23 protein-coding genes are annotated in these 21,512 nt (G+C 61.9%); 13 read left to right on the top strand and 10 right to left on the bottom strand.

Annotation, left to right across the window (positions count from 1 at the left end; all coding sequences use genetic code 11):
* Nucleotides 1–15: 15 nt before the first annotated feature.
* Together truC and J9893_RS16815 are read right to left on the bottom strand one after the other, a co-directional pair.
* Nucleotides 16–795, bottom strand: coding sequence for a tRNA pseudouridine(65) synthase TruC (gene truC / locus J9893_RS16820; protein WP_010673393.1), 780 nt, complete (start codon nucleotides 793–795; stop codon nucleotides 16–18).
* Nucleotides 792–1,127, bottom strand: coding sequence for a YqcC family protein (locus J9893_RS16815; RefSeq protein WP_041211288.1), 336 nt, complete (start codon nucleotides 1,125–1,127; stop codon nucleotides 792–794). Before J9893_RS16815 ends, truC begins: the two co-directional genes overlap by 4 nt.
* Before the next feature lie 197 nt (nucleotides 1,128–1,324).
* On the opposite strand from J9893_RS16815, the gene J9893_RS16810 reads away from it, so the two are divergent.
* The 5 genes from J9893_RS16810 (at nucleotide 1,325) to J9893_RS16790 (ending at nucleotide 4,273) form a co-directional block, all read left to right on the top strand.
* Nucleotides 1,325–2,353, top strand: coding sequence for a DUF3549 family protein (locus J9893_RS16810; protein WP_049636270.1), 1,029 nt, complete (start codon nucleotides 1,325–1,327; stop codon nucleotides 2,351–2,353).
* Between the two features lie 68 nt (nucleotides 2,354–2,421).
* Nucleotides 2,422–2,718 carry a DUF3301 domain-containing protein gene (locus J9893_RS16805; protein ID WP_039039421.1) on the top strand — a complete coding sequence of 99 codons (297 nt, stop codon included), beginning with the start codon at nucleotides 2,422–2,424 and terminating at the stop codon, nucleotides 2,716–2,718.
* 59 nt (nucleotides 2,719–2,777) lie between these two features.
* A complete protein-coding gene (locus J9893_RS16800) occupies nucleotides 2,778–3,014 on the top strand; it encodes a DUF2789 domain-containing protein (protein WP_010673389.1) in 237 nt (78 codons plus the stop codon).
* Nucleotides 3,015–3,172: 158 nt separating this feature from the next.
* Nucleotides 3,173–3,478, top strand: coding sequence for a DNA-binding protein (locus tag J9893_RS16795; RefSeq protein WP_048208177.1), 306 nt, complete (start codon nucleotides 3,173–3,175; stop codon nucleotides 3,476–3,478).
* Between the two features lie 9 nt (nucleotides 3,479–3,487).
* Nucleotides 3,488–4,273 carry a Zn-ribbon-containing protein gene (locus tag J9893_RS16790; RefSeq protein WP_210601682.1) on the top strand — a complete coding sequence of 262 codons (786 nt, stop codon included), beginning with the start codon at nucleotides 3,488–3,490 and terminating at the stop codon, nucleotides 4,271–4,273.
* Between the two features lie 73 nt (nucleotides 4,274–4,346).
* On the opposite strand, the gene syd is transcribed toward J9893_RS16790, so the two are convergent.
* Nucleotides 4,347–4,895 carry a SecY-interacting protein gene (syd, locus tag J9893_RS16785; protein ID WP_109113045.1) on the bottom strand — a complete coding sequence of 183 codons (549 nt, stop codon included), beginning with the start codon at nucleotides 4,893–4,895 and terminating at the stop codon, nucleotides 4,347–4,349.
* Nucleotides 4,896–5,000: 105 nt separating this feature from the next.
* On the opposite strand from syd, the gene queF reads away from it, so the two are divergent.
* The 7 genes from queF (at nucleotide 5,001) to J9893_RS16750 (ending at nucleotide 14,071) form a co-directional block, all read left to right on the top strand.
* Complete coding sequence (gene queF, locus J9893_RS16780) at nucleotides 5,001–5,849, top strand: NADPH-dependent 7-cyano-7-deazaguanine reductase QueF (RefSeq protein WP_048208179.1); 849 nt, start codon at nucleotides 5,001–5,003, stop codon at nucleotides 5,847–5,849.
* Nucleotides 5,850–5,965: 116 nt separating this feature from the next.
* Nucleotides 5,966–8,236 carry a hypothetical protein gene (locus J9893_RS16775; protein WP_210601683.1) on the top strand — a complete coding sequence of 757 codons (2,271 nt, stop codon included), beginning with the start codon at nucleotides 5,966–5,968 and terminating at the stop codon, nucleotides 8,234–8,236.
* A gap of 85 nt (nucleotides 8,237–8,321) precedes the next feature.
* A complete protein-coding gene (locus tag J9893_RS16770; RefSeq protein ID WP_210601684.1) occupies nucleotides 8,322–9,923 on the top strand; it encodes a GGDEF domain-containing protein in 1,602 nt (533 codons plus the stop codon).
* Nucleotides 9,924–10,081: 158 nt separating this feature from the next.
* Nucleotides 10,082–11,437 (top strand): nucleotide 5'-monophosphate nucleosidase PpnN, encoded by a 1,356-nt coding sequence (ppnN, locus tag J9893_RS16765; RefSeq protein WP_010673382.1) that lies wholly within the window; start codon nucleotides 10,082–10,084, stop codon nucleotides 11,435–11,437.
* 122 nt (nucleotides 11,438–11,559) lie between these two features.
* The gene (xni, locus tag J9893_RS16760) at nucleotides 11,560–12,357 is read left to right on the top strand and encodes a flap endonuclease Xni (RefSeq protein WP_042015872.1); all 798 of its coding nucleotides are present in this window, start codon (nucleotides 11,560–11,562) and stop codon (nucleotides 12,355–12,357) included.
* A gap of 142 nt (nucleotides 12,358–12,499) precedes the next feature.
* A complete protein-coding gene (locus J9893_RS16755; RefSeq protein ID WP_210601685.1) occupies nucleotides 12,500–13,507 on the top strand; it encodes an isocitrate dehydrogenase in 1,008 nt (335 codons plus the stop codon).
* Nucleotides 13,508–13,627: 120 nt separating this feature from the next.
* Nucleotides 13,628–14,071, top strand: coding sequence for a hypothetical protein (locus tag J9893_RS16750; protein ID WP_010673379.1), 444 nt, complete (start codon nucleotides 13,628–13,630; stop codon nucleotides 14,069–14,071).
* 66 nt (nucleotides 14,072–14,137) lie between these two features.
* Here J9893_RS16750 and rlmM read toward each other — a convergent pair whose 3' ends face one another.
* From rlmM to dinB, 6 genes are all read right to left on the bottom strand, one after another.
* The gene (gene rlmM, locus J9893_RS16745) at nucleotides 14,138–15,232 is read right to left on the bottom strand and encodes a 23S rRNA (cytidine(2498)-2'-O)-methyltransferase RlmM (protein WP_041211280.1); all 1,095 of its coding nucleotides are present in this window, start codon (nucleotides 15,230–15,232) and stop codon (nucleotides 14,138–14,140) included.
* The gene (locus J9893_RS16740; protein ID WP_010673377.1) at nucleotides 15,225–15,611 is read right to left on the bottom strand and encodes a DUF423 domain-containing protein; all 387 of its coding nucleotides are present in this window, start codon (nucleotides 15,609–15,611) and stop codon (nucleotides 15,225–15,227) included. The genes rlmM and J9893_RS16740 overlap by 8 nt, the downstream gene beginning before the upstream one ends.
* A gap of 43 nt (nucleotides 15,612–15,654) precedes the next feature.
* The gene (locus J9893_RS16735; protein ID WP_042015876.1) at nucleotides 15,655–16,290 is read right to left on the bottom strand and encodes an alpha/beta fold hydrolase; all 636 of its coding nucleotides are present in this window, start codon (nucleotides 16,288–16,290) and stop codon (nucleotides 15,655–15,657) included.
* Nucleotides 16,291–16,302: 12 nt separating this feature from the next.
* Nucleotides 16,303–17,223, bottom strand: coding sequence for a transcriptional regulator GcvA (locus J9893_RS16730; RefSeq protein WP_052816326.1), 921 nt, complete (start codon nucleotides 17,221–17,223; stop codon nucleotides 16,303–16,305).
* 286 nt (nucleotides 17,224–17,509) lie between these two features.
* Nucleotides 17,510–19,645, bottom strand: a complete 2,136-nt coding sequence (locus J9893_RS16725) for a methyl-accepting chemotaxis protein (protein WP_103858146.1) — start codon at nucleotides 19,643–19,645, stop codon at nucleotides 17,510–17,512.
* A gap of 67 nt (nucleotides 19,646–19,712) precedes the next feature.
* Nucleotides 19,713–20,765, bottom strand: a complete 1,053-nt coding sequence (gene dinB, locus J9893_RS16720; protein ID WP_119197399.1) for a DNA polymerase IV — start codon at nucleotides 20,763–20,765, stop codon at nucleotides 19,713–19,715.
* A gap of 218 nt (nucleotides 20,766–20,983) precedes the next feature.
* Between dinB and J9893_RS16715 the strand changes: the two genes are divergently transcribed.
* A complete protein-coding gene (locus tag J9893_RS16715; protein ID WP_039040708.1) occupies nucleotides 20,984–21,196 on the top strand; it encodes a hypothetical protein in 213 nt (70 codons plus the stop codon).
* A gap of 81 nt (nucleotides 21,197–21,277) precedes the next feature.
* On the opposite strand, the gene nqrM is transcribed toward J9893_RS16715, so the two are convergent.
* A complete protein-coding gene (gene nqrM, locus J9893_RS16710) occupies nucleotides 21,278–21,502 on the bottom strand; it encodes a (Na+)-NQR maturation NqrM (protein WP_010673371.1) in 225 nt (74 codons plus the stop codon).
* Between the last annotated feature and the right edge of the window lie 10 nt (nucleotides 21,503–21,512).

Raw genomic sequence — 21,512 nt, 5'->3', positions numbered from 1 at the left:
CAGATGGAAAGAGGCTCAGGCGCCGTAGTCTTGCTCGCTGGCAGGCCAGCCCAGACGGGCGAACAGACCCAGCACCTCGGGGCCCAGGGGCGCCTGGATCCGCATCGGCACCTTGAGCACCGGATGCTCGAAGCTCAGACGGTGCGCGATCAGCAGCAGGCGGTCGCACCCGTAGTGCTCGCGAAAGAAGCGGTTGTGTCGGCCATCCCCGTGGGTGGTATCACCGACGATGGGGTGGAACAGGTGATCCAGATGGCGGCGCAGCTGGTGCTTGCGCCCCGTCTTGGGAAAGAGGCGGACCAGGCTGTAGCGACTGGTGGGATGCTTCTTGGAGACGGCGAAGGGCAGCTCGACCTGATGCAGACGACGAAACGCGGTCACCGCCTCCTGGGCGGGGCGATCCGGGTCGCTGAAGGCATCGGCAATCTTGTCCAGCTGCTCCTTGAGCGGATAGTCGATGAGCCCCTCTTCGGGGGCCCATCCCCGCACCAGTGCCAGGTACTCCTTGTGGACCTGACGGGCAGCAAAGGCCTCGGTCAGGGTACGGGCCACGGCAGGATCGAGAGCAAACAGCAGCACACCCGAAGTGGGCCTGTCCAGTCGGTGCACGGGGTAGACATGACGACCCCCGATCAGATCCCGGGTCATCTGCATGGCGAAACGGGTCTCGGCCTTGTCGAGCCAACTGCGGTGCACCAGGAGACCGGACGGTTTGTTCACCGCCACCAGCCAGTCATCCTGATAGAGCAGAGTCGGCTGCAAGGCATCCGCTGTCCGGGTCTGCTCGTCCATCATTGTTCGACCACTTTGCCGGAGAGCAGCAGATCGAAACGGGCGATCAGACGAAGCAGGGCCTCGACCTCCGCCAGCTCCTCTTTATAGACCTCACTCGCCATGGGATAAAGGGAGACGCTGGTCGGCAGCGGAGCCTGCTGCACCACTAGCTGCTCCATGCGCGGGATCAGCACGAACTGCAGCCATTGATCGAAACTCAGGGTATCGACACAAAACGGCAGCTCGCTTGCCAGCGCCTCGCTCCCCGGATGGTCGGCTTGCCAGCGTTCCAGACGTTGCAACTCGGCAGTCAGCTCTCCCAGCAGACCGGCAACCAGCAGATATTGATTCATCTCGCTCACTTCCTCATCGCGGGCCCGGTCTGCGACGGGGCCCCACTCAATACGGCCATCAAAAAGGGGCGCTACTATACACCGACCCCGCAATGGCTGCCATGTTACCGTCACCTTCATCCCCTGCATCACCGCCTCTGGCTATCTGGTGCAGCCCCCTTATAATCGCCCGCATTATCTTCAAGCGGGATCTCTTCATGTCTTCCATCAACACCCTGACCGAGTTTCTGACCCAGGCCGATACCCAGTTCCAGCTGTTCGATCTGGGCCGCCAGGTGCGCCCGCTCCCCAGCGACCTCTTCGTGCGCATCGAGCAGCAGCAGGAGCCCTACCCCTGGCCGTTGCAGCAGCACGCCTGGCTCGGCGTGCACTTCTTCCAGCCGACCGAATCCAGGCACTACCTCTGGTTCCTCAAGTTCGCCCTTGATGAACGCGGCCTGCTCATCTCCAGCGGCCCCAAGCATTTCATGGATCAGGTGGTAGAGACTCTGGGCTACAAGCTCACCGGTGAACTGGACGAAGAGAAGGCCCAGCGTCTGGCGGACAACCCCTACACCTTCCGTCCGGCCGAGGCCAAGATGGCCAGTGTGCACGCCAAGCTGGCCCGCCAGCTGGAACAAGCCCCTTCCGCTTACTACGAGGCCCTCTGCCACTATCTGGCGGCGCCGGGGGAAGAGGGGTGGCAGGCCCTGGGACTGCAAGGGTTTGCAGATCTCGCGGAGCAGCTGCAGGTTGAACGCAACCTGGCACTGGTCTGCAAGGCCTTGCCCGTACTGCCGCAGGCCCCCCTCTACGCACTGTGCCAGAGCCTGGAGAACGCCCCCCTGCCTCCTGCCCTGCAAGGCGCATTGCTGGAGCGCATCGGCAAGGAGCAGGAGTGCGCCGAGCCTGACCCCGAAACCCTGGCCTATCTGTGCCGGGCACTGGCCTCCTGCCCGGGCAACGGACTGCGCACCAACAAGCTGCTGACCCTGCTGCAAACCCGGCCAAGCCCCTCCCTGCTCCTCGCCATCGCTGGCCGCCTCTGGCCCGATCTGAAACACCCCGAACTGCTCGGCCTGTTTCTGGAGCAGCTCGCCCTGCAACCCACCCAGTTCTTCAACCAGGTATTTGCCGAGCTCGTCACGCTACCGGCATTGCGCAATGATATGCTGGCAAAACTGCGTGACCCCGAACGCAGCGAGGCCCTGGGTCTGGCCATCGGTCGCCTGTTCGCTGCCACCTAGGCCCGACACAACGGCCCTGTTGCCTGAGGTGAACAGGGCCCCACACACATCACAGAAGGAACCCGCTGATGGGAGAAATGCTTGGGATCTTGCTGCTCGGCCTCGTTGGCTGGGCCTTCTGGCAACAGCGCCGCCAGGCGGAGTTGGCTTGGCAATACATGCGCCGCTACTGCCAGCACCACGACCTGCAACTGCTGTCGCTGGCGCGGACACACCGTGCCCTGGGGCACAAGCCCCTGCGCCTGCTCACCTACTACCAGTTCGAGTTCTCCAGCGACGGAGAGAGCCATTATCAGGGGCAGCTCTGCATGCAGGGGCTGCATGTCGCCGGTGTCGAACTGCCACCCCATCGTCTCCCCTCCTAGATTTGAGAGCACGGGGGCTGGCTATACTCTTCCACAGCCCCCTTCCAAGGAGTACCGACATGGAATTGCTCACCCATGACATGGCCGCCCTGTTTGCCCAGCTGGGGCTGGCCAGTGACGACATCAGCCAGCAGCGTTTTATCCGCGACCATCCCATCGATCGCCATACCCAGTTGCCCGACGCGCCGTTCTGGACGCCTTCCCAGGCAGACTTTCTGCGCGATGCCCTCAGCCACGACGCCGACTGGGCGGAAGCCATCGACCAGCTGGATGTGATGCTGCGCCAGGGGACCTGATCCCCCCACTCCCGGCGGCCAGCGTTGGGTCGACGCGGAGCCGCCAATCCCCTCCCTCTCGCCACCCACGCCCTTCGCTCCGCTTTCCTGATGGACAGGCTTTGATTAAGCTCTGTGCCACTATCCACCCGCAGCAAGACGGCCGTGCAGGAGCCAAGATGTCAGCCCAAGAGATCATCCAGATAGCCAACGAACTCAGTGCCAGGGGAATCACCCCCTCTACCGCCATGGTCAAGGCCCGCCTCAGCCATCCCGTGCCCATGGCCGAGCTGCTCAAGGTGTTGAGCCAGTGGAAACAACAACCCCAGCCCGCGTCGACAGCGCCCGCCCCCGCCAGTGCCCCCGAGGCATCCCCCTTGGCCACGGAACGCGTCACTCTTCAGCAACTGAGCGAACAGCTCGCCCGGCTGGAGCAGAAGGTCGATCGCCTCACCGACCTGCTGCTCAACCAGAAGCCGGATTGACCCATCGCCATGTATATCCTCGAACTCACCTTTGAGTGCTACCGCGATACCTCCCTCGGGGAGGCAGAGCGGGCCATTGTCCACTACCTCGACATGTTGCGCTATCAGGGGCAGATCCTGGGGCGGGAGTTTCCCACCAGCATGCACGAAGGCTATTTCGTCAGTCGGGTGGTCTGCCCGGAGCAGGACAGCCTGCACCCTGACAACCAGAGCGAGCTGGTCGCCCTTGCCGAGCAAGGTCTGCACCAGGCGGGCCTGCTCGCCCCCAAACTCCACCTGCAAGGGGCGGATCTGCTCTCGGACAGCACGGACCCGTGCGCAGAGCAGGGGGAGCGTCCCAGCTGGATGCTGCTCTACACCAGCTTCCTGCACAGTTGCTCTCCCCTGCGCTGTGGCGATCACTTCGCCCCCATCCCGCTCTATCGGCTGCCCGCCGTCGCCAACGGTGACCACAAGCAGATCATCAAGTGGCAGGAAGATTGGGAGGCCTGCGATCAGTTGCAGATGAACGGCTCCATCGCCGAGCACGCCGCCCTGCACGAAATCGGCGAGGTGGGCAGCCGCCTTCATCGCCGGGGCAGCGATCACGCCAGACGGCTGGAGCTCCTGAGCGGCATCCCCACCTATTACTATCTCTACCGGGTAGGTGGCCTGAGCACTACCGAAGAGCTGGCTCGCCCCTGCCCTGGCTGTGGTGGCCCATGGGCGCTGGCCGCCCCCCTGCACGAGATCTTCGACTTCAGGTGCGAGCCTTGCAGGCTGGTCTCCAACCTCTCCTGGGACTTCAAGGAGTAGGTGCCCACCGCGCACAATGGCGCATTAAAAAGAGAGGGCCTTGCCAGGTGGCAAGGCCCTCTCTTTTGGGGCATCACTGGGGCAAGGTTTCCAGTCGCGCCAGAAAGGCCGGCAACGAGGAGGCCAGCGTCAGGCGCCGCCCGGAGTCCAGCCACTCCAGCCACACCTGGCCGCTCTCGTTATCGAGGGAGACCAGCGTCATCTCGTTGCGGGTCGTGGCAATGAAGAGTGAAGGGGATCGCTTCAACTTGCGCAGCATCAGCAGGTGGCCGATGAGGTTCTCCTTGAGCAGATCCAGATCGGCATCGTTCCACGGCAGGATGAGTTCGATGCGCAACCCCTTGAAAGAGCAGGACAGAGGGCGGCTGAACCAGTGGCCAAACAGGGCGATGGCGCTGGGATGCAGGGTCAGCTCCAGGGCGTTCGCCATGGCCGTGAAGTCGGCTGCCTGCTCCCGCTGGAACGGACGCCAGGCGACCCGCCCCTCCCTGGGTTCATCCAGCTCGCAAGGAGAGCGCCAATCGGCCTCCCAGTCGCACAGGGGCAGCCCCCGCCTTCCTTCGCCATCGCGCTGCCAGCGTAAAAAGAACTGCTCCAGGGCAGACAGGACTTGATCCGACATCGATATTCCCCACAATAGCGGCCTCTGATGGCCGCAAGTACCTGATCGAAAAATCGGGCCATTGCACCATCAAACCCCTTATCAGACAAGCGTGAGCAAACCAGCATGAGCAAACAAGAGAGATACGCCGGCGCCAGTGCGCTGCAAGGCCTGAGCCTGGGGCAGCAGTCCGCCTACATCAGCCAGTACACCCCGAGTCTGCTGCAGCCCGTGCCACGCAGCCTGAACCGCGACGATCTTGGCCTGAGAGGTGAACTGCCGTTCCAGGGGTGCGACGTCTGGACCCTGTATGAACTCTCCTGGCTCAATGCCAAAGGCAAGCCCGTGGTTGCCATCGGGGAGGTCTTTGTGCCGGCCACCAGCCCGAATCTCATCGAGTCCAAGTCGTTCAAGCTTTACCTGAACTCCTTCAACCAGACCCGCTGCGACTCCCTGGAGGCAGTGCAAGCGCTGCTGGTTCAGGATCTGAGTGGCTGCGCTGGTGCCCCGGTGAGCGTCACCCTCTTCACCCTCGACCAGGCCCCCCACCAGATAGCCCAGCTGCCCGGTGAGTGCATCGACAACCTGGATATCGAGGTGGATGGCTACGAGTTTGACGAGACCCTGCTGCAAGGGGCCGCCGGTCGCGAGATCGTGGAGGAGACCCTGCACAGCCACCTGCTCAAGTCCAACTGCCTTGTGACCAGCCAGCCGGACTGGGGATCCGTGGTGATCCACTATCGCGGCCCGCGCCTCGACCGGGAGAAGCTGTTGCGCTACCTCATCTCGTTCCGCCAGCACAACGAGTTCCACGAGCAGTGCATCGAGCGCATCTTTACCGATCTCAAACACTTCTGCGCCCCGGAACAACTGACCGTCCATGCCCGTTACACCCGCCGCGGCGGCCTGGACATCAACCCTTTCCGCAGCGACTGGGAGCCGGTTCCGGCGAACCTGCGCCTCATTCGCCAGTAATCACCGGCGCCGCCATCCTGCGGGCTGCGGCCCGCTGCGCATCACCTCAGTAAACTCTGGACGGGCGGGGGTGGGCTTGGATAACATGCCTGCACCTCCGTGCCGTTCTTAATCCAATGAATCAACTGTTTTTTCTGGCAATGATGATGTCCTCCCTGTCGGCTCCTGATCTGGATCTGGCCAAGGAGCAGTTGTCCATCGACCTGCAGCAGGCCCAGACCCTGGTGCTGACCGATCCCGCCAGATGTGCCCAGATTGCCACCTCCTTCCTCGAACGCACGGCCAACAATCCCAAGCAGATCATCAGCAACCGTCAGGAGTACGGCTATCGCGAGCCGATGCTGAACTACGGTACCGCCACCCAGACCACGGGCGCCTATCTGCTCAAGGGGGAGTGTCTGCAGCAGCTAGGGCAGTTCGCCCAGGCACAGGAGTCCTTCGAGCAGGGCATCGCCATGGCCGAGAAAGAGCAGCAGTTCGAGCTGCAGGCCCATGGGCTCTATCTGCTGGTTAGAAGCCGCAACCTGCAACAGCATACCCATGGCGCCGCGGCCCCCCTGCTCGACAAACTCGACAAACTGCTGGCCAATCCCGACCTCAAGGAGAGCCAGTTGCAGGTCTACAGCCGCCTGCTGCGCGTCAACGCCAGCATAGAGGAGCGGCAATTCGATCTCGCCAAGCAGCAGCTGGCCGAGACCCGCAAATGGGCGGATCACGCCAAACACCCTCTGGCCAGGGCCTGGACCAGCGCAGTGGGCGGGGATCTCTATCAGGCTCTGGGTCAGCCCCAGCTTGCACTGGGGGAGTACATCGAAGCACAACAGCAAGCCAAGCCCCTGCAGGATCCCCTCTTCCTCGGCCTGCTTTCGAACCAGATGGTCAGCCTCTATCAGGAAGAGCAGGAGCCACAAAAAGCGCTGCAATACGCCAGCGAGGCGGCCAACTATTTTCATGCCCTCGGCAATTCCTCCATGCTGAGCGACGCCCTGATCGTGCTCGCCCGTCTCAACCGGGATCAGGGCGAGATGAACATGGCGCTGGTCTATTTCTTCAATGCCCTCGACCTGCTGGACGAGAGCAGCAACCGTACCCGCATCGCCCATCTCAAGTTCGAGATAGGCAAGACCTACCTGCAGACCGGCAACCTCAACCTGGCGCGAAACTACCTGAACGCCGCACGCCAGTCCCATGAGCTGGGGGATGACAAGGAGTCGCTCATCGACACCCTGCTGTTGCTGGGAGAGCTGCACCTCAAGCAGCAGGAGGCGGGCATCGCCATCCTGCAGTTGGAGAACGCCCTCACCCTGGCCAACCGGATTGGGGACATCCGGCGCCAGTTCGAGATCTTCCGCCTGCTCTCCGTCGCCTATGAGCAGAAGGGTTACCTCCAGCAGGCCCTGGAGAGCTACAAGAATTACCACCAGCGCAGCGAACTGGTTCGCCAGCAACAGCTGGCGCTGGAGCAGGAGGCGGTGCGCGACAACTACGCCCAGGTGGAGCGGGTGCAACAGGTCAAGGAGCTGGAACAGCAACTCGACGTCAGCCAGCACCAGCAGGAGCGATACCTCTGGACCAGCGTCAGCACCGGGCTGCTGCTGGCACTCTTCATCTATCTGTTCTTCACCCTCTGGCTGAAACTGCGGGTCGCGCGCCTTCATGCCAAACAGCTGGGAGAGGCCCTGCTGGTAGAGCCGCGCAGCGGCCTGGCCAACTGGCAGCGACTGATGAGCCGCTGGCCGCGGGAGATGGCAAAGCGCCAGCAAAAATCCGAGCGCTGGTACCTGAGCGAACGCCCCACCAGCGAATTTGACGACAAGCTGCACTACCTGCTGTTCCGGGTTCCCTTCCTGATCAACAGCCTGGAGCAGCACGGCTATCAGGTCAGCCGCGAGATAGAGCAGGCCTTCGGCCGTTACGTCAACGAACTGACCCCGCAGGATGGCCGCATCTACGACCTGCGCGAAGGTCACCTGCTCTATGTGGTGCCCCAGCGCCACGTGGCCCAGTTGCATCAGCTGGCCCAGACCCTGCTCGACACCCTGGCAGCCTTCCCCTGCGAGCACCCGCTGGACAGGCGCATCAGCCTCGGCATCGTCAGTCATCCCTTCCTGCCCAAGGCGGCCATGGCCCTCGATCACCACGGCCTGTTCGATCTCTGCTACCTGGCCCTCTCGGGAGCCATTCAGCTCAGCGAAAAATACCAGCAGAGCGTCTGGCTTGAGCTGGCCGCCATCGATTGCCAGCAGGCCGCATTTTTTAACGGAGATGTGTGGCAATGCTGCTTGATGGCAATTGACAAGGGACTGGTAAAAGTAAATTCTTCTCATGAAAAGCAATGGGTTAACTGGCTTGCGCTTTCACGGATGAAGGTTGCGGACAATCCTTGACAAAAAGGTACTCAACGGGGTCTTTGATTGGCTTTCTGTTGCTGGACGAAACAAAAACGATAATGACAACAGGGCGACCTGAAGAATGAATGATATGGCTGCCGTAACAGGACAACTGGCAAGACTCAGGGAATCCCTCCAGCAGAAACAGCAGGAGCTTGACGGCATGGCGAGCTTCTCCGATGCCGAACGCACCCGCAGTATCCAGTTCATCGGCAAGTTGATGCAAGCCTGTCGCGGCCACGATCGCGAGCTCGACAACCGGCTCGCCAAGCTCAAGCAGAAACTTGAAGGCAACCCTCCGCTCACCTCCATCGATGCCGATCTGATCGCCATCGAGAAGCTGTTGCAGCAGCACAGCCACACCATGGAAGAGTCCATCAGCCTGACCCGGGCAGCCATCGATCTCGGCAGCAAACAGCTCAAAACCATCAAGGGGTTTCCGGAAGATACCCGCCGCGCCCTCAAGGAGTTTCTCGCCAGCCCGGAGAGTTACGGCATCGGCGATCACCAGAAGAAGGTGATCCGGCTGCTGGAGTTCTACCAGCAGGCGATCAAGATCCAGCTGCTGCCGCGCAAGCCGCTGATCCCCCCTTCGGCGGAGATCCCCACCGAGCTCTCCAGCCCGGCCCCTACCGACTCCTTTGACATCAAGGCACATGCCCAGATTTCAGACGAGTTGCAGCGTCTCATCACCGAGCTCGACTTTGCCGGCGCCGTGGGCGAGAGCCTCGCAGACATCCGCCGCCAGTTGCTCGGGGGCATCACCCCTGCCCTGCTGGCCGAAGTCTGCCTGCAGATCATCGAACTCATCATCGAGGGTACCCGGGAAGAGCGCAAAGCCTCCCAGGCGTTTCTCAGCACCCTGAACGAGAGTCTCTCCTCGGTCCATTACAGCTTTACCGAATCCCTGGATGAAGGGCGGGCGCTGCAAAATGCCGCCCATCTCAGCGGACAGGCGCTGGAGCGGGAACTCGCCGCCATCGATCGCGCCATGGCAGCCCATGACTCGCCACAGATACTCAGGGGCGCCATTTCTGGGCATCTGGACACCATCCGCCGGCTGCAGCAGGAGCGGGAGGAGATGGCCAACCGCGAGCGCCACCTGCTCACCCACCTCTCCAACATGGAAGCCAAGCTCAGGTTGATGAAGGACGAGACCGCCGAGTACAAGAAGCGGCTCAGCATCCAGAAACACAAGCTCTTCCTCGACAGCCTGACCCAGGTACACAACCGGGCGGCCCTGGACGAGCGGCTCGAGCTCGAATACAAACGCTGGCTACGCTATGGCACCCCCCTGTGCCTGGCCATCATCGACATCGACCACTTCAAGCACATCAATGACAATTACGGCCACATGGCCGGCGACAAGGCATTGAAGGTGGTTGCCAAGGCCCTGCAGAACGCCTTGCGCGACACCGACTTCATCGCCCGCTTTGGCGGTGAGGAGTTCGTGGTCCTGCTGCCGAACATCAATCCGGACAAGTACCAGAAGCCGCTGGAGAAGCTGCGTCAGACCATCAAGAGCATCCCGTTCCGCTTTCGCGATGCCAGGGTCGAGATCACCATCTCCATCGGTGCCACCCTGTTTCGGACCGGCGACCATACCACGGATGCGTTCGAGCGCGCCGACAAGGCGCTTTACAGTTCCAAGCACTCCGGCCGGGATCAGGTCAATCTCGCCTGAATCCGCTTTGAGGGGCGGCTAAAAAAGCGGCAAACGCACAGTCCCCCTATTCCCCTGCCCACCCCCTTGCCTCTACTATCGAACCCGAGGGATGCCAAAGCATCCCGTTTTCTCCCCAGGGAAAGCACAACGATAACAAGCGAGTGAAAGGGGAAATTATGATTACACACATCAATCCCGTGGGCAGCATGGACCTGCTGTCCCAGCTCGAGGTGGATCGCCTCAAGCAGACGGCCTCCAGCGATATCTATCAACTGTTTCGCAACTGCTCGCTGGCGGTCCTCAACTCCGGCAGCCATACCGACAGTTCCAAAGAGATACTGGAACGTTTCAAATCCTTCGATATTCACGTGATCCGGCGCGAGCGCGGGGTCAAGCTCGAGCTGTTCAACGCCCCCGAGCACGCCTTCGTCGACGGCGAGATCATCCGCGGCATCCAGGAGCACCTGTTCTCCGTGCTGCGGGACATTCTCTATGTGTCGACCCAGCTCGAGTCCAATCGTCTGGTCAACCTGACCAGCTCCACCCATATCTCCAACGTGGTGTTCGCCATCCTGCGCAACGCCAAGGCGATTCTGCCCGGCGCCGATCCCAACCTGGTGGTCTGCTGGGGCGGCCACTCCATCAACGAGGTGGAATACCAGTACACCCGGGCAGTGGGTAGCGAGCTGGGTCTGCGCGAGCTCAACATCTGTACCGGCTGCGGTCCGGGTGCCATGGAGGGCCCCATGAAGGGGGCCGCCGTCGGCCACGCCAAGCAGCGGGTGCGCAACGGCCGTTACATCGGTCTCACCGAGCCTTCCATCATCGCCGCCGAACCGCCGAACCCCATCGTCAACGAGCTGGTGATCCTGCCGGACATCGAGAAGCGGCTGGAAGCCTTCGTGCGTCTGGGTCACGGCATCATCATCTTCCCGGGCGGGGTCGGCACTGCCGAGGAGCTGCTCTACCTGCTCGGCATCATGATGCACCCGGCCAACGATCGCCAACCCATCCCCATCGTGCTGACCGGCCCGAAAGAGAGCGCCGACTACTTCCGCGCCATCGACGACTTCGTCAAGGCGACCCTGGGGGAAGCCGCCACCAGTCTCTACCGGATCATCATCGGCGATGCGCCCGAGGTGGCCCGCGTGATGAAGGAGGCGATGCCGAAGATCCGCGAATACCGCAAGTCGGTGGGAGATGCCTACTCCTTCAACTGGTCCCTGCGGATCGAGCCCGAGTTCCAGCTGCCGTTCGAGCCGGATCACGCCAGCATGGCCAGCCTGGATCTGCATCGCAACCAGCCACCCCAGCTGCTGGCAGCCAACCTGCGCCGCGCCTTCTCAGGCATCGTCGCAGGCAACGTCAAGGAAGGGGGCATCAGGGCCATCGAGAAGAAGGGTCCCTTCAAGCTGCACGGCGACAAGGAGCTGATGCACCTGATGGACAGGTTGCTGGAAAGCTTCGTCAAGCAGCAGCGCATGAAGCTGCCGGGCAGCCAGTACGTTCCCTGCTACGAGATAGTCAAATAGCCGGGACACCACAATGCACCGGAGGGGCCCATGGGCCCCTCTTTCATTGACTGGTCTTCTACGGGGTTAGCAGGAGACGCCACCATTGTTACAATGGCACTCCCCGACGCCCGGAGTGCCCCATGCCACACCTGCTCATCATCGATGCCCTCAACCTCATCCGCCGACTGCACGCGGTGCAGAGCCAGCAGGGACTGACCCCGGCCCAGGCCCTGCTCGCCACCCGAGCCAACCTCATCAACACCTGCAAGAAGCTCCTGGCAGCCAGCGAGCCGACCCACGCCATCGCGGTCTTTGACGGTGAGGTCCACAGCTGGCGCAAGACGCTCTATCCCCCCTACAAGGAGGGCCGCACCCCCATGCCGGATGAGCTGAGGGAAGGGCTTGCCGACCTGCAGGACGCCTTCTGGGAGTGCGGTGTGGATGCCCTGCTCTCCCAGACCGACGAGGCGGACGATCTCATCGCCACCCTGGCAAGCGGCATTGCCCAGCACGGCGCCAGCGCCACCATCATCTCCACCGACAAGGGGTTCTGCCAGCTCATCTGCCCGCAGATCCGGGTGCGGGATTACTTCAACAAACGCTGGCTGGATGCCGCCTTCGTCCAGCAGCAGTACGGCGTTACACCGACCCAGCTTGTGGACTTCTGGGCCCTGACCGGTATCGGCGGCTCCAACATCAAGGGGGTGCCCGGCATCGGCCCCAAGACCGCCACCCAGTTGCTGCAGCAATACGGGGACCTGGCTGCCATGCTGGAGGCCTGCGAGCGGGAGGAGGCCACCAGACCCCTGCTCAAGCTGCGCCAGCACCGGGAAGAGGCCCTGCTGGCCCAACGCCTGGTCCGGCTGCAGCACGATATCCCGCTCGGGTTCAACCTGCGGGAGATCCGCTACCCTCCCGTCCCTGATGCCGGGGCGTGATCCCCAGCACACCATTTCCCAAGACAGGCCGTACCTGTTGACATAAATGGGTAAAATGTAAAGAAACATGGAGGATGTGGTGCAAAAATGGTATAAAGCCGACGAATCCTCCCCCTCTGTTCCCTAGAAGTGGATACGCCTCATGTCAAAAAGAAAGATTACCGTCATCCCGGGCGACGGCATCGGCCCCAGCATCATCGAATCCGCCATCCAGATCCTGACCCACGCGGGTTGTGACTTCGACTACGAATACGCAGACGCCGGTCTGGTAGCCCTGGAAAAACATGGCGAGCTGCTGCCCCAGGCCACCCTCGACCTGATCGAGAAGAACAAAGTCAGTCTGAAAGGCCCGCTCACCACTCCGGTCGGCGGCGGCTTCACCTCCATCAACGTCTCCCTGCGCAAGAAGTTCAATCTCTACGCCAACGTGCGCCCCGTCCTCTCCTTCAAGGGCACCAAGAGCCGTTACGACAACATCGACATCATCACGGTGCGCGAGAACACCGAAGGCATGTACTCCGGTGCCGGCCAGAAGCGCAGCGATGACAACCAGAGCGCCGAGGCGATGAGCATCATCACCCGGGAAGGGGCCGAGCGCATCGTCACCTTCGCCTTCGAGCTGGCGCGCCAGGAAGGACGCAAGAAGGTCACCATCATCCACAAGGCCAACATCCTCAAGTCCACCTCCGGCCTGTTCCTGGAAGTGGCCCGTCAGGTCGCGACCCGCTACCCGGACATCCAGAACGAGGAGATGATCGTCGACGCCGCCTGCATGAACCTGGTGATGTACCCGGAGCGCTTCGATGTGATGGTCACCACCAACCTGTTCGGCGACATTCTCTCGGATCTCTGTGCCGGTCTGGTGGGGGGGCTGGGCATGGCGCCGGGCGCCAACATCGGTGAAGGGGCCGCCATCTTCGAAGCGGTACACGGCTCTGCGCCGGACATCGCCGGCAAGAACATCGCCAACCCCACCTCGGTGATCCTCGCCTCCATCCAGATGCTGGAATATCTCGGCATGCAGGACAAGGCGGAGCGCATTCGCGAGGCCGTGCGGGCGACCATCGAGTCCGGTGATCGGGTGACCCGTGACCTGGGGGGCACTGCGTCCACCAGCGAATTCACCCAGGCCATCATCGACCGTCTATAAATAGAGTCCAACCATATGATTTTAAAAGGGAGCTTCGGCTCCCTTTGTTTTATGCCAACGCCTCCCTACCTCCCTCGCCAGATGAATACTATGTTGATATGAGGGATAAGGAGATCCACCATGCGTGCTACTTTCATCTTGCTGATCGTCAGCAGCAGTGCCACGGCATTAGACAGGCCAGTCGACAATGCCTGGTTGACGCCGCCTCCCCAGCACGAGGCGCCAGCCAAGCAGACCTGGCAATCCACCCTGGATACCAACGATCTGCTCAAACAGCCCAAGCCGCTCTCTCTGGGGGTGGATATCACCACCGACAGCAACGGCAATCGGCAGATCACCCCCTATCAGAAGCTGAACCTCACGGCAGAGAAGAGCGTCAGCCTCTCCTTCGAAAAGCAAAAGCCCAGGATCAAGTTCAACGCTGGCGGCATCAACACCTCGGTCAAGCTTCGCGGGGATGGCGTCAAGATGCAGTTCAACCCCAGTGACAAGACCATTCCCCTGCAAATTGAGCTGAAGATCACCGACGACGAGTCCATGATGCGTCTGGACTACCGATTCTGATGACCCAGACACAACAAAACCGGACGTCGCCGTCCGGTTTTTTCATGCCCTGTTCCCGATGCTGCTTCAGGACTTGGGTGCCAGCTTGGAGACCCAGAACTTGTTGTAGACGTGCACCGTGATCTCTTCGCGATCGTGATAGAGCTGCTTGGCCTGAATGATGAAGCCGCTGTCGATCTCCGCCAGCAGTCCGCGCAGCACCTCGATGTTGTGCACCGCCTCGGCATAGCGCTTCTTCATCGGCAGCTTGAGGTTGAACATGGCTTCCTGACAGTCGTTCTCCCTGAACCAGTCGGCCACCATGTGGGTCACTCGCGCAGGCTTGTCCACCATGTCGCACACCAGCCAGTAGGTATTCTTCTTGCTCGGCCGCCACACGAAACCATCGTCACGGATGTGCTTCACCTGACCTGTGTCCATCAGGGATTGGGCCATCATGCCGTTGTCCACCGCCGTCACCATCATGCCGCGACGCACCAGCTGATAGGTCCAGCCACCCGGGCAGGCGCCGAGATCCACAGCCTTCAGGCCGGAGCACAGGCGCAAGTCCCACTCTTCCTTCGGCACGAAGACGTAGAACGCCTCTTCCAGCTTGAGGCTGGAGCGGCTCGGGGCATCGGCCGGGAAGCGCAGGCGCGGGATCCCCATGTGGAAGGCAGAGTTGTTGAAGGAGTAGGAGTACCCCAGCATCAGGTGGTCATTGGCCAGGAAGAAGGCGTGGAACACGGGACGGTTCGGGGTCTCCTTCTTGGTCAGGATCTCGTTGCTGCGCAGCGCCTGGCGAAGCGGCACGGTGAACTTGCGGCAAAAGGCGGAGAGCTCCTTCGCCTCGTTGGTATCGGCCGTCTCCACCCGCAGATCACCGCAAATGGCGTAACCGCTCGCCGCCTCCAAGATGGGAGAGACCCGATCGCTTATCTCCAGATCTTTCAGCTCGTGGGTCACCACCAGCATCTGGCGAATGAAGATGAGCTCGCGGAACGGCAGCTTGCGCGCCAGCAGATCGGCCTGCTCCTCGTCATACAACTCGAAGATCACATAGCCGCTGTCGTCCTTGACCCGGGCAAAGCCGTAGCACTGCATGTTGCCGGCACGCTCGGTGATCTCTGCCGCCGCCTCTTTCTCAAAACCCGGGCGGCAATAAAGCAGCAGATTATTCATTCTTTCCTCCAAGACGACAGCCGGCCCACATCAGAGCCGCCCATCCCAACATAAAACAGAGGCCACCGGCCGGGGTGATGAGCCCCAACCCCTTGCTGCCAAGCAGCACCATGGCGTAAATACTGCCGGAGAATCCCAGGATCCCCAGCACAAAGACGGCGCCCGCGAAGGTGATCACCTTGCCGCGCACGCCGCACAACCCCAGCACCAGCAGGGCCAGGGCGTGGAAAAACTGGTATTGCACGGCGGTGTTGAACGCCGCCAGCAACGAAGGAGCAATGCCGGTCGCCGCCAGCCCATGAGCGCCGTAGGCCCCGAGCATGGTGGCCGTCAGGCCGAAGAAGCCCGCCAGCACCAGCCAATGTCGTTGGATCTGCATCTTCTCTCCTTGCACGCTTCTTCTCTCGACCCGCTCGAGATGGTCAGGAGCGGCCCACCGCCGCGATAAAACCCTTGATCCGCTCCGCGGCCAGGCGCAGGTTCTCCTGCTCGCTCATGCCGCTCGCCTTTCTCGGTTTGAAACCATGATCCCCGTCGGTCAGCCAGTGGACCGATACGGCGGGTGAGAAGGGGAAATCGGCCAGCTCGGCGCGGGAACCGAAGGTATCGCGCTCCCCCTGCAGCAGCAGCGTGGGCGTCGTGATCTGCTTGAGCACCTCGCCCCGCCATGCGTCGGGCTTGGCCGGGGGGTGGAAAGGATACCCGAGAACGATCAATCCTGCAGCATCCATCTCGTCGCCCCCCTCGCAAAACAGCTCGGCCGCCATCCTTCCCCCCATGGACTTGCCCGCCAGAAACAGCCGGGGATGGGCAAACTGGCGCACCATCTCGCGCCAGTGAGCCAGCAGCACGGGTTGTCTGTCCGGCGGCCTGCGTTTGCCGTCCTGAGCCCGTTTGGTCATGTAGGGGAAGTTGAAGCGCACCACCTCGATCTCCGGCCCCGCCAGCAGTCGCGACAACTCGGCCAGGAAGCTGTGCTCCATGCCCGCCCCCGCGCCGTGGGCCAGCAGAATGCGAACGGGGGCGTCACTCGCCCCCTCTCTTGTCAGGTCAGTCACCAGGTCAACTCCTCAGGCATCGGCAAGGCGGGCACGCCTGCGGGCCTCTTCCTGCTCCACCAGTTCCAGCATCCAGTCACGGAAGGCCACTATCTTGCCCTGATCGGACTGCTGCTCCTGACACACCAGATAGAAAGCGTTCTTGCTCACCAGCACCTGCTCGAACGGGCAGATGAGACGACCCGCCTCGATCTCCGGCTGGGCCAGCACGCTGTGGCCGAGCGCCACCCCCTGACCGTGGATCGCCGCCTGGATCACCATGGTGGAGTGGCTGAAGATGGGCCCCTGATTGACATTGGGGGCATCGATGTCGAGCTGGCGGAACCAGGCCTTCCAGTCGCGCCGGGAGGTGTCGTGCAGCAGGGTGTGACGGATCAGATCGTCCGGGGTGCGCAGGGGCTTGGGGCCGGTCAGCAACAGGGGCGAGCAGACCGGGATCAGGTACTCGGTGTGCAGCTTGTCCGAACGAAGACCCGGCCAGTTGCCGCGGCCGTAGTAGATGGCCACGTCCACGTCGTCGGTCAGCGACCCCTCGTCCATGTCCACCGCCTTGATCCGCACATCGATGTCCGGGTGGCGTTCGCTGAACTTGACCAGGCGGGGCACCAGCCACTGGATGGCGAAGCTCGGCTGCAGGGAGACGGTGAGCGCCCCCTTGGCGCTGCGGGCCAGCAGCTTGTCGGTCGCCTCGGAGATGGAGGCGAAGATGTCCTTGATGTCGAGGAAGTAGCTCTGCCCCTCCTCGGTCAGTAGCAGGGAGCGATTCTTGCGGCGAAACAGCTTGATGCCGAGATACTCCTCCAGCGCCTTGATCTGGTGGCTGATGGCTGCCTGGGTCACGAACAGCTCTTCTGCTGCGCGGGTAAAGCTCAAGTGACGAGCCGCTGCTTCAAACGCTTTCAGTGCATTGAGCGGAGGTAAACGACGAGACATGGAATCGGCCGACGATGAATTTTTCTAATGGGGCGCATTATAAATTGTCGGTTGCGGGTCGACCAGTGAATAAACATAATTCGCCACGCAATTCGTTGTCATATGGCTCACACCTTCTCTTCCATGTTGGTTTACATGTGGTTTTTGTGAGTGAGTCGACAGTGATTGTGGTGTTGTGTTTCTTCCTCTGCGGGAAGAAGGGCTAAATCAGGTCGATTTAACCCAGTCTGTCATCTGAATGTGTTTGGCGCCTCCGGTTGGATGGCGCCTTTTTTCTTATCCTCCCCTACACCCGGAACTGGCCCACCAGTTGCTGCTGCTTGTCCGCCAGTTGCGACAGCTCGCGCCCGTTGTCAGCGGAGGTCGCCGCTTCCGCCCGAATGGTATGGCTCACATCGCGAATGTTGCTGACGTTGCGATTGATCTCGTCCGCCACTCCGCTCTGCTCCTGCGCGGCCCTCGCGATCTGCTCGTTCATCTGGTGGATGGTGCCGACAGCCTGGATGATCTGCTCCAGCACGCTGACCGACTGCTCCACCTTGGTGAGGGTCAGATCCGCCTGGTGATGACCGGTCAGGATCGCCTTCACCACCGCCTCCGTCCCCGACTGCAACTGGCCGATGAGGTTCTGGATCTCGACGATGGCGTTCTGGGTTCGGCCCGCCAGGTTGCGCACCTCGTCGGCGACCACCGCAAAACCGCGCCCCTGCTCACCGGCTCGGGCCGCCTCGATGGCCGCGTTCAGGGCAAGCAGGTTGGTCTGCTCGGCAATCCCCTGGATCACCACCAGGATGTCGTTGATGTTGTCGCTGTTGGCGGAGAGGTGTTCCACCACTGGTTTGGCGTCGCTTATCACCGTCATCAGTCTGGACATGGCCTCCTGGGTCTGCGCCACCACGGACTTGCCCTCCTGAGCCGCCGTGTCGGCCTCATCGGCCGCCGCCACCGCCGCATTGGCATTGCCGGCGACCTGCAGGGCGGTAGCGCTCAACTCTTCAAACGCGGTCGCCACCAGATCCACCTCCTGATACTGGGACTGCATGCCGGCGCTGGTACGGGCTGCCCCTTGCGCCGCCAGGGCCGCACTGGCCCGAGTGCCCGCAACGGTGTCGATCACCTGGCTGATGGTGGATTGCAGTTTGTCCAGGAAGTTGTTGAACCACTTGGCCAGCTCGCCTATCTCGTCATCCCTGCGCAGATCGATGCGCTGGGTGAGATCCCCCTCCCCGCTGGCGATGTCCTTGAGGCGTGCCACCACGGCACGGATGGGCGCCACGATGCGCTGGGCCATCAGCCAGATGCAGAGCAGGGCGAGCGCCGAAATCCCGCCACCTATCGTGAGCTGGGTGGCCACGATGCGCTGGGCCTGATCCTCAAGCTCCCCTTGCAGTTGCAGGGCCGAGGCGAGCACCACGGCGCGGGGCAGCTCGATATAGGTGCCCCACTTGCGATCCGTACCGCGCATGCTGACCGGCACGAAGGTCTGCAACAGTGCGCCATCCGGGCTCCAGCGCGTCACCACATCTCCCTTGGTCAGCCACCCCTTGAGATCCTGCGCCAGCCCTTGCTGCTCCAGCAGATTGCCAAGGGCGACGGGGAACCCTTCCACGCCGGCCACCCGCCCTTCACTGCTGAGCAGAAGCACCTTGCCCTGCCCCTTGTAGAGGGTCCGGCCCATCTCTTCCACCAGGCTCTGCAGGGTCCCCAGGGAGATGTCGACCCCCACCATGCCAAGCAGGGAGCCCTGGTCCAGCAGCGGCACGGTTACCGAGGTCATCAACACCTGCTGGGTCCCCACCTCGTCCACATAGGGTTCGAGCAGACAGAGCGCCTTGCTGCGGATGCTGCAACTGTACCAGTCGTTCTCAAGGCCGCCGTGTCCGGAGGGCTTGTCGTTGGCCAGTATCGCCTCGTCCATCACCTCCAGGGTCACCTTGCCATCGACCCTGGCCCAATAGCTGGAGAAACGCCCCTTGTCGTTGGCCCCGAGCGCCGTCGACCCCTGATAGTTGTCATCCTCCCCGTCGAGCTGGTTGGGTTCGAATACCGCATAGACACCGAGCAGGTTCGCTGACGACTCCGCCGCATCCTGCAACTGCTGGTTGACGGCATTGCGCAGCGCCTCGGAGTGAACGAAGTTGTCGGCCGCGTTCTTGCGCTGGAACAAGATACCCTCGGCAAGCAGGGTCGCCCTGAAGTAAGCCTCATCGAGGTAGCTGGTCACCCGGGCTGCCTGGGTCGCTCCCATGGCCTGCATCCAGTTTTCTGCCGCGTGCTGCCCCTCCAGGGTGGTGGAGGTGAGCACCTGCTCCTGCATGCGGGCCGCGTTGAAAAGAGAAGAAGCCACCAGCGCGACGGCACTGGCCAGCAGACAGCAACCGGCGATCAGGGTGATCCGTCCCTGAACAGAAAGAGAACTCATGCCACTATTTCCTAACGTCTACAGATGTGAACACTGTATCGGTTTTGGATACAAAAACTTAACTAAATCAGCAGAAATCCAGGCTTAATTGATTGATTTCACCCGCTCCGGGCAAACCAACGACCAGACCGAGCAGGCGAATGGGCTTTCCTTGAGCCCGTTGCAGTCCCTCGTGCAGCAGATCGTGGAAGCGGGCCGCCTGATAACTCCCCTTGCGATAAACGGTGGTCTGGTGAAAATCGGCAAACTTCAGCTTGATCCCCTGCCCCATCAGCATCTCCGCAGGGCAGGCCTTGGCAAAACGCTGCTCCAGCTCGGGAATGAGCCGGCTAAGCACCTGCCAGCAGGCGTCCTCGTCCAGCACGTCGCTGGCGAGCGTCGTCTCCACACCGATGCTCTTGCGCACCCGCCTGGCCTGCACCGGCTGATCGTCATGCCCCCAGATGCGGCCGGCCAGCATCTCCCCGAGCTTGCCGAAACGGGCGATCAGCTCCTCGTTGCCGAGCTGGCGGGCATCTTCGCACGAATACAGCCCGAGGGACTCCAGCCGCTCTGCCGTCTTGCGGCCGATGCCGGGCAACTTGCCAAGAGGGAGCTGACGCACGAACTCGTCCACCTCCTGGGGGCGGATGACGAACAGGCCGTCAGGCTTGCGCTGCTCCGAGGCGAGCTTGGCCAGAAACTTGTTCGGCGCCACACCGGCCGAGGCAGTCAACCCAAGCTCGGCGCTGATGGCGGCGCGGATCTCCGCCGCCATCATGGTGGCGCTGCCACCGCAGCGGGGACTCTGGGTCACGTCGAGATAGGCTTCATCGAGGGAGAGCGGCTCCACCTGCTCGGTGTAGCGCAGGAAGATGGCGCGCAACTGGCGCGAAGTTTCTTTGTAGACGGCCATCCGCCCGGGGATCAGCACCAATGGCGGACAAAGCTTTCTGGCCAGGGCGCTCGGCATGGCGGAGCGCACCCCGAAGCGGCGCGCCACGTAGTTGCAGGTGGAGATGACCCCGCGTCGGTCGGCGGCGCCACCAATGGCGAGCGGCACCTCCCTGAGGGCCGGGTTGTCCCGCATCTCCACCGCGGCGAAGAAGCAGTCCATGTCGATGTGAATGATCTTGCGCATGGCCGTGTCTGTTGCTGTGTCGACAGCCTCCCGAACAGATCATAGGGATAGACCCTGGGCATCCGGCGAGGAGGCGTGTCGAACGACAAAAATACTGTATGAATAACCAGTTGAACGTTCCATGCTACCCCAAGCCTGTCATTTCTGCCAGTCTGCGCGCGGGCGCGGCGGCATAGACTCTCAAGGCCACATCCACACGAGACTCAAGGAGGAGAAGCATGAGCATCATCCGGGCGGGGCTCTGCCTGCTGCTGTTGCCGCTAGCGACCATGGCCAAGGATCACCCGACAGCCGAATGCAGCTGGCTGTACAAGCGCATCGAGATACTGGAAACCGCCATCAGGCAGGGGGATGAACTGGGCACTAGGGAAGAGCTGGCAAAGCGAAAGAAAGAGTTCAAGGCAAAGGCATGCAGCCAATATGACTACTGACCCCATGCCACATATAAAAACGAGCCGACCCAGGGGTCGGCTCGTTTCGTTGCAAGGCTGCCTTCAGAGCGATATCCGCCGTTAGATGATGCGGTTGTCCACCAGCATCTTGCGACGGGCCTCTTCCTTGGCCATCTTCTTCTTGCGGTTGTCACAAGGCTCGGGGCAGTCGCACTCCTTCTCGATCCCGATGGAACCCAGGCCGCCACAGGAGCCGGAGATGGACTTGCGCTGGAAAATGTAGCCGATGGCCATGGCCACCACGACCATCAGAAACACCCCGAAGGTGATCAGAAAGATCTGCATGTAGTTACCC

The organism is Aeromonas sp. MaB10011B (genome assembly GCF_017939325.1).
Lineage (GTDB): Bacteria > Pseudomonadota > Gammaproteobacteria > Enterobacterales > Aeromonadaceae > Aeromonas > Aeromonas caviae.
This window is presented reverse-complemented; position numbering and strand designations above follow the sequence as displayed.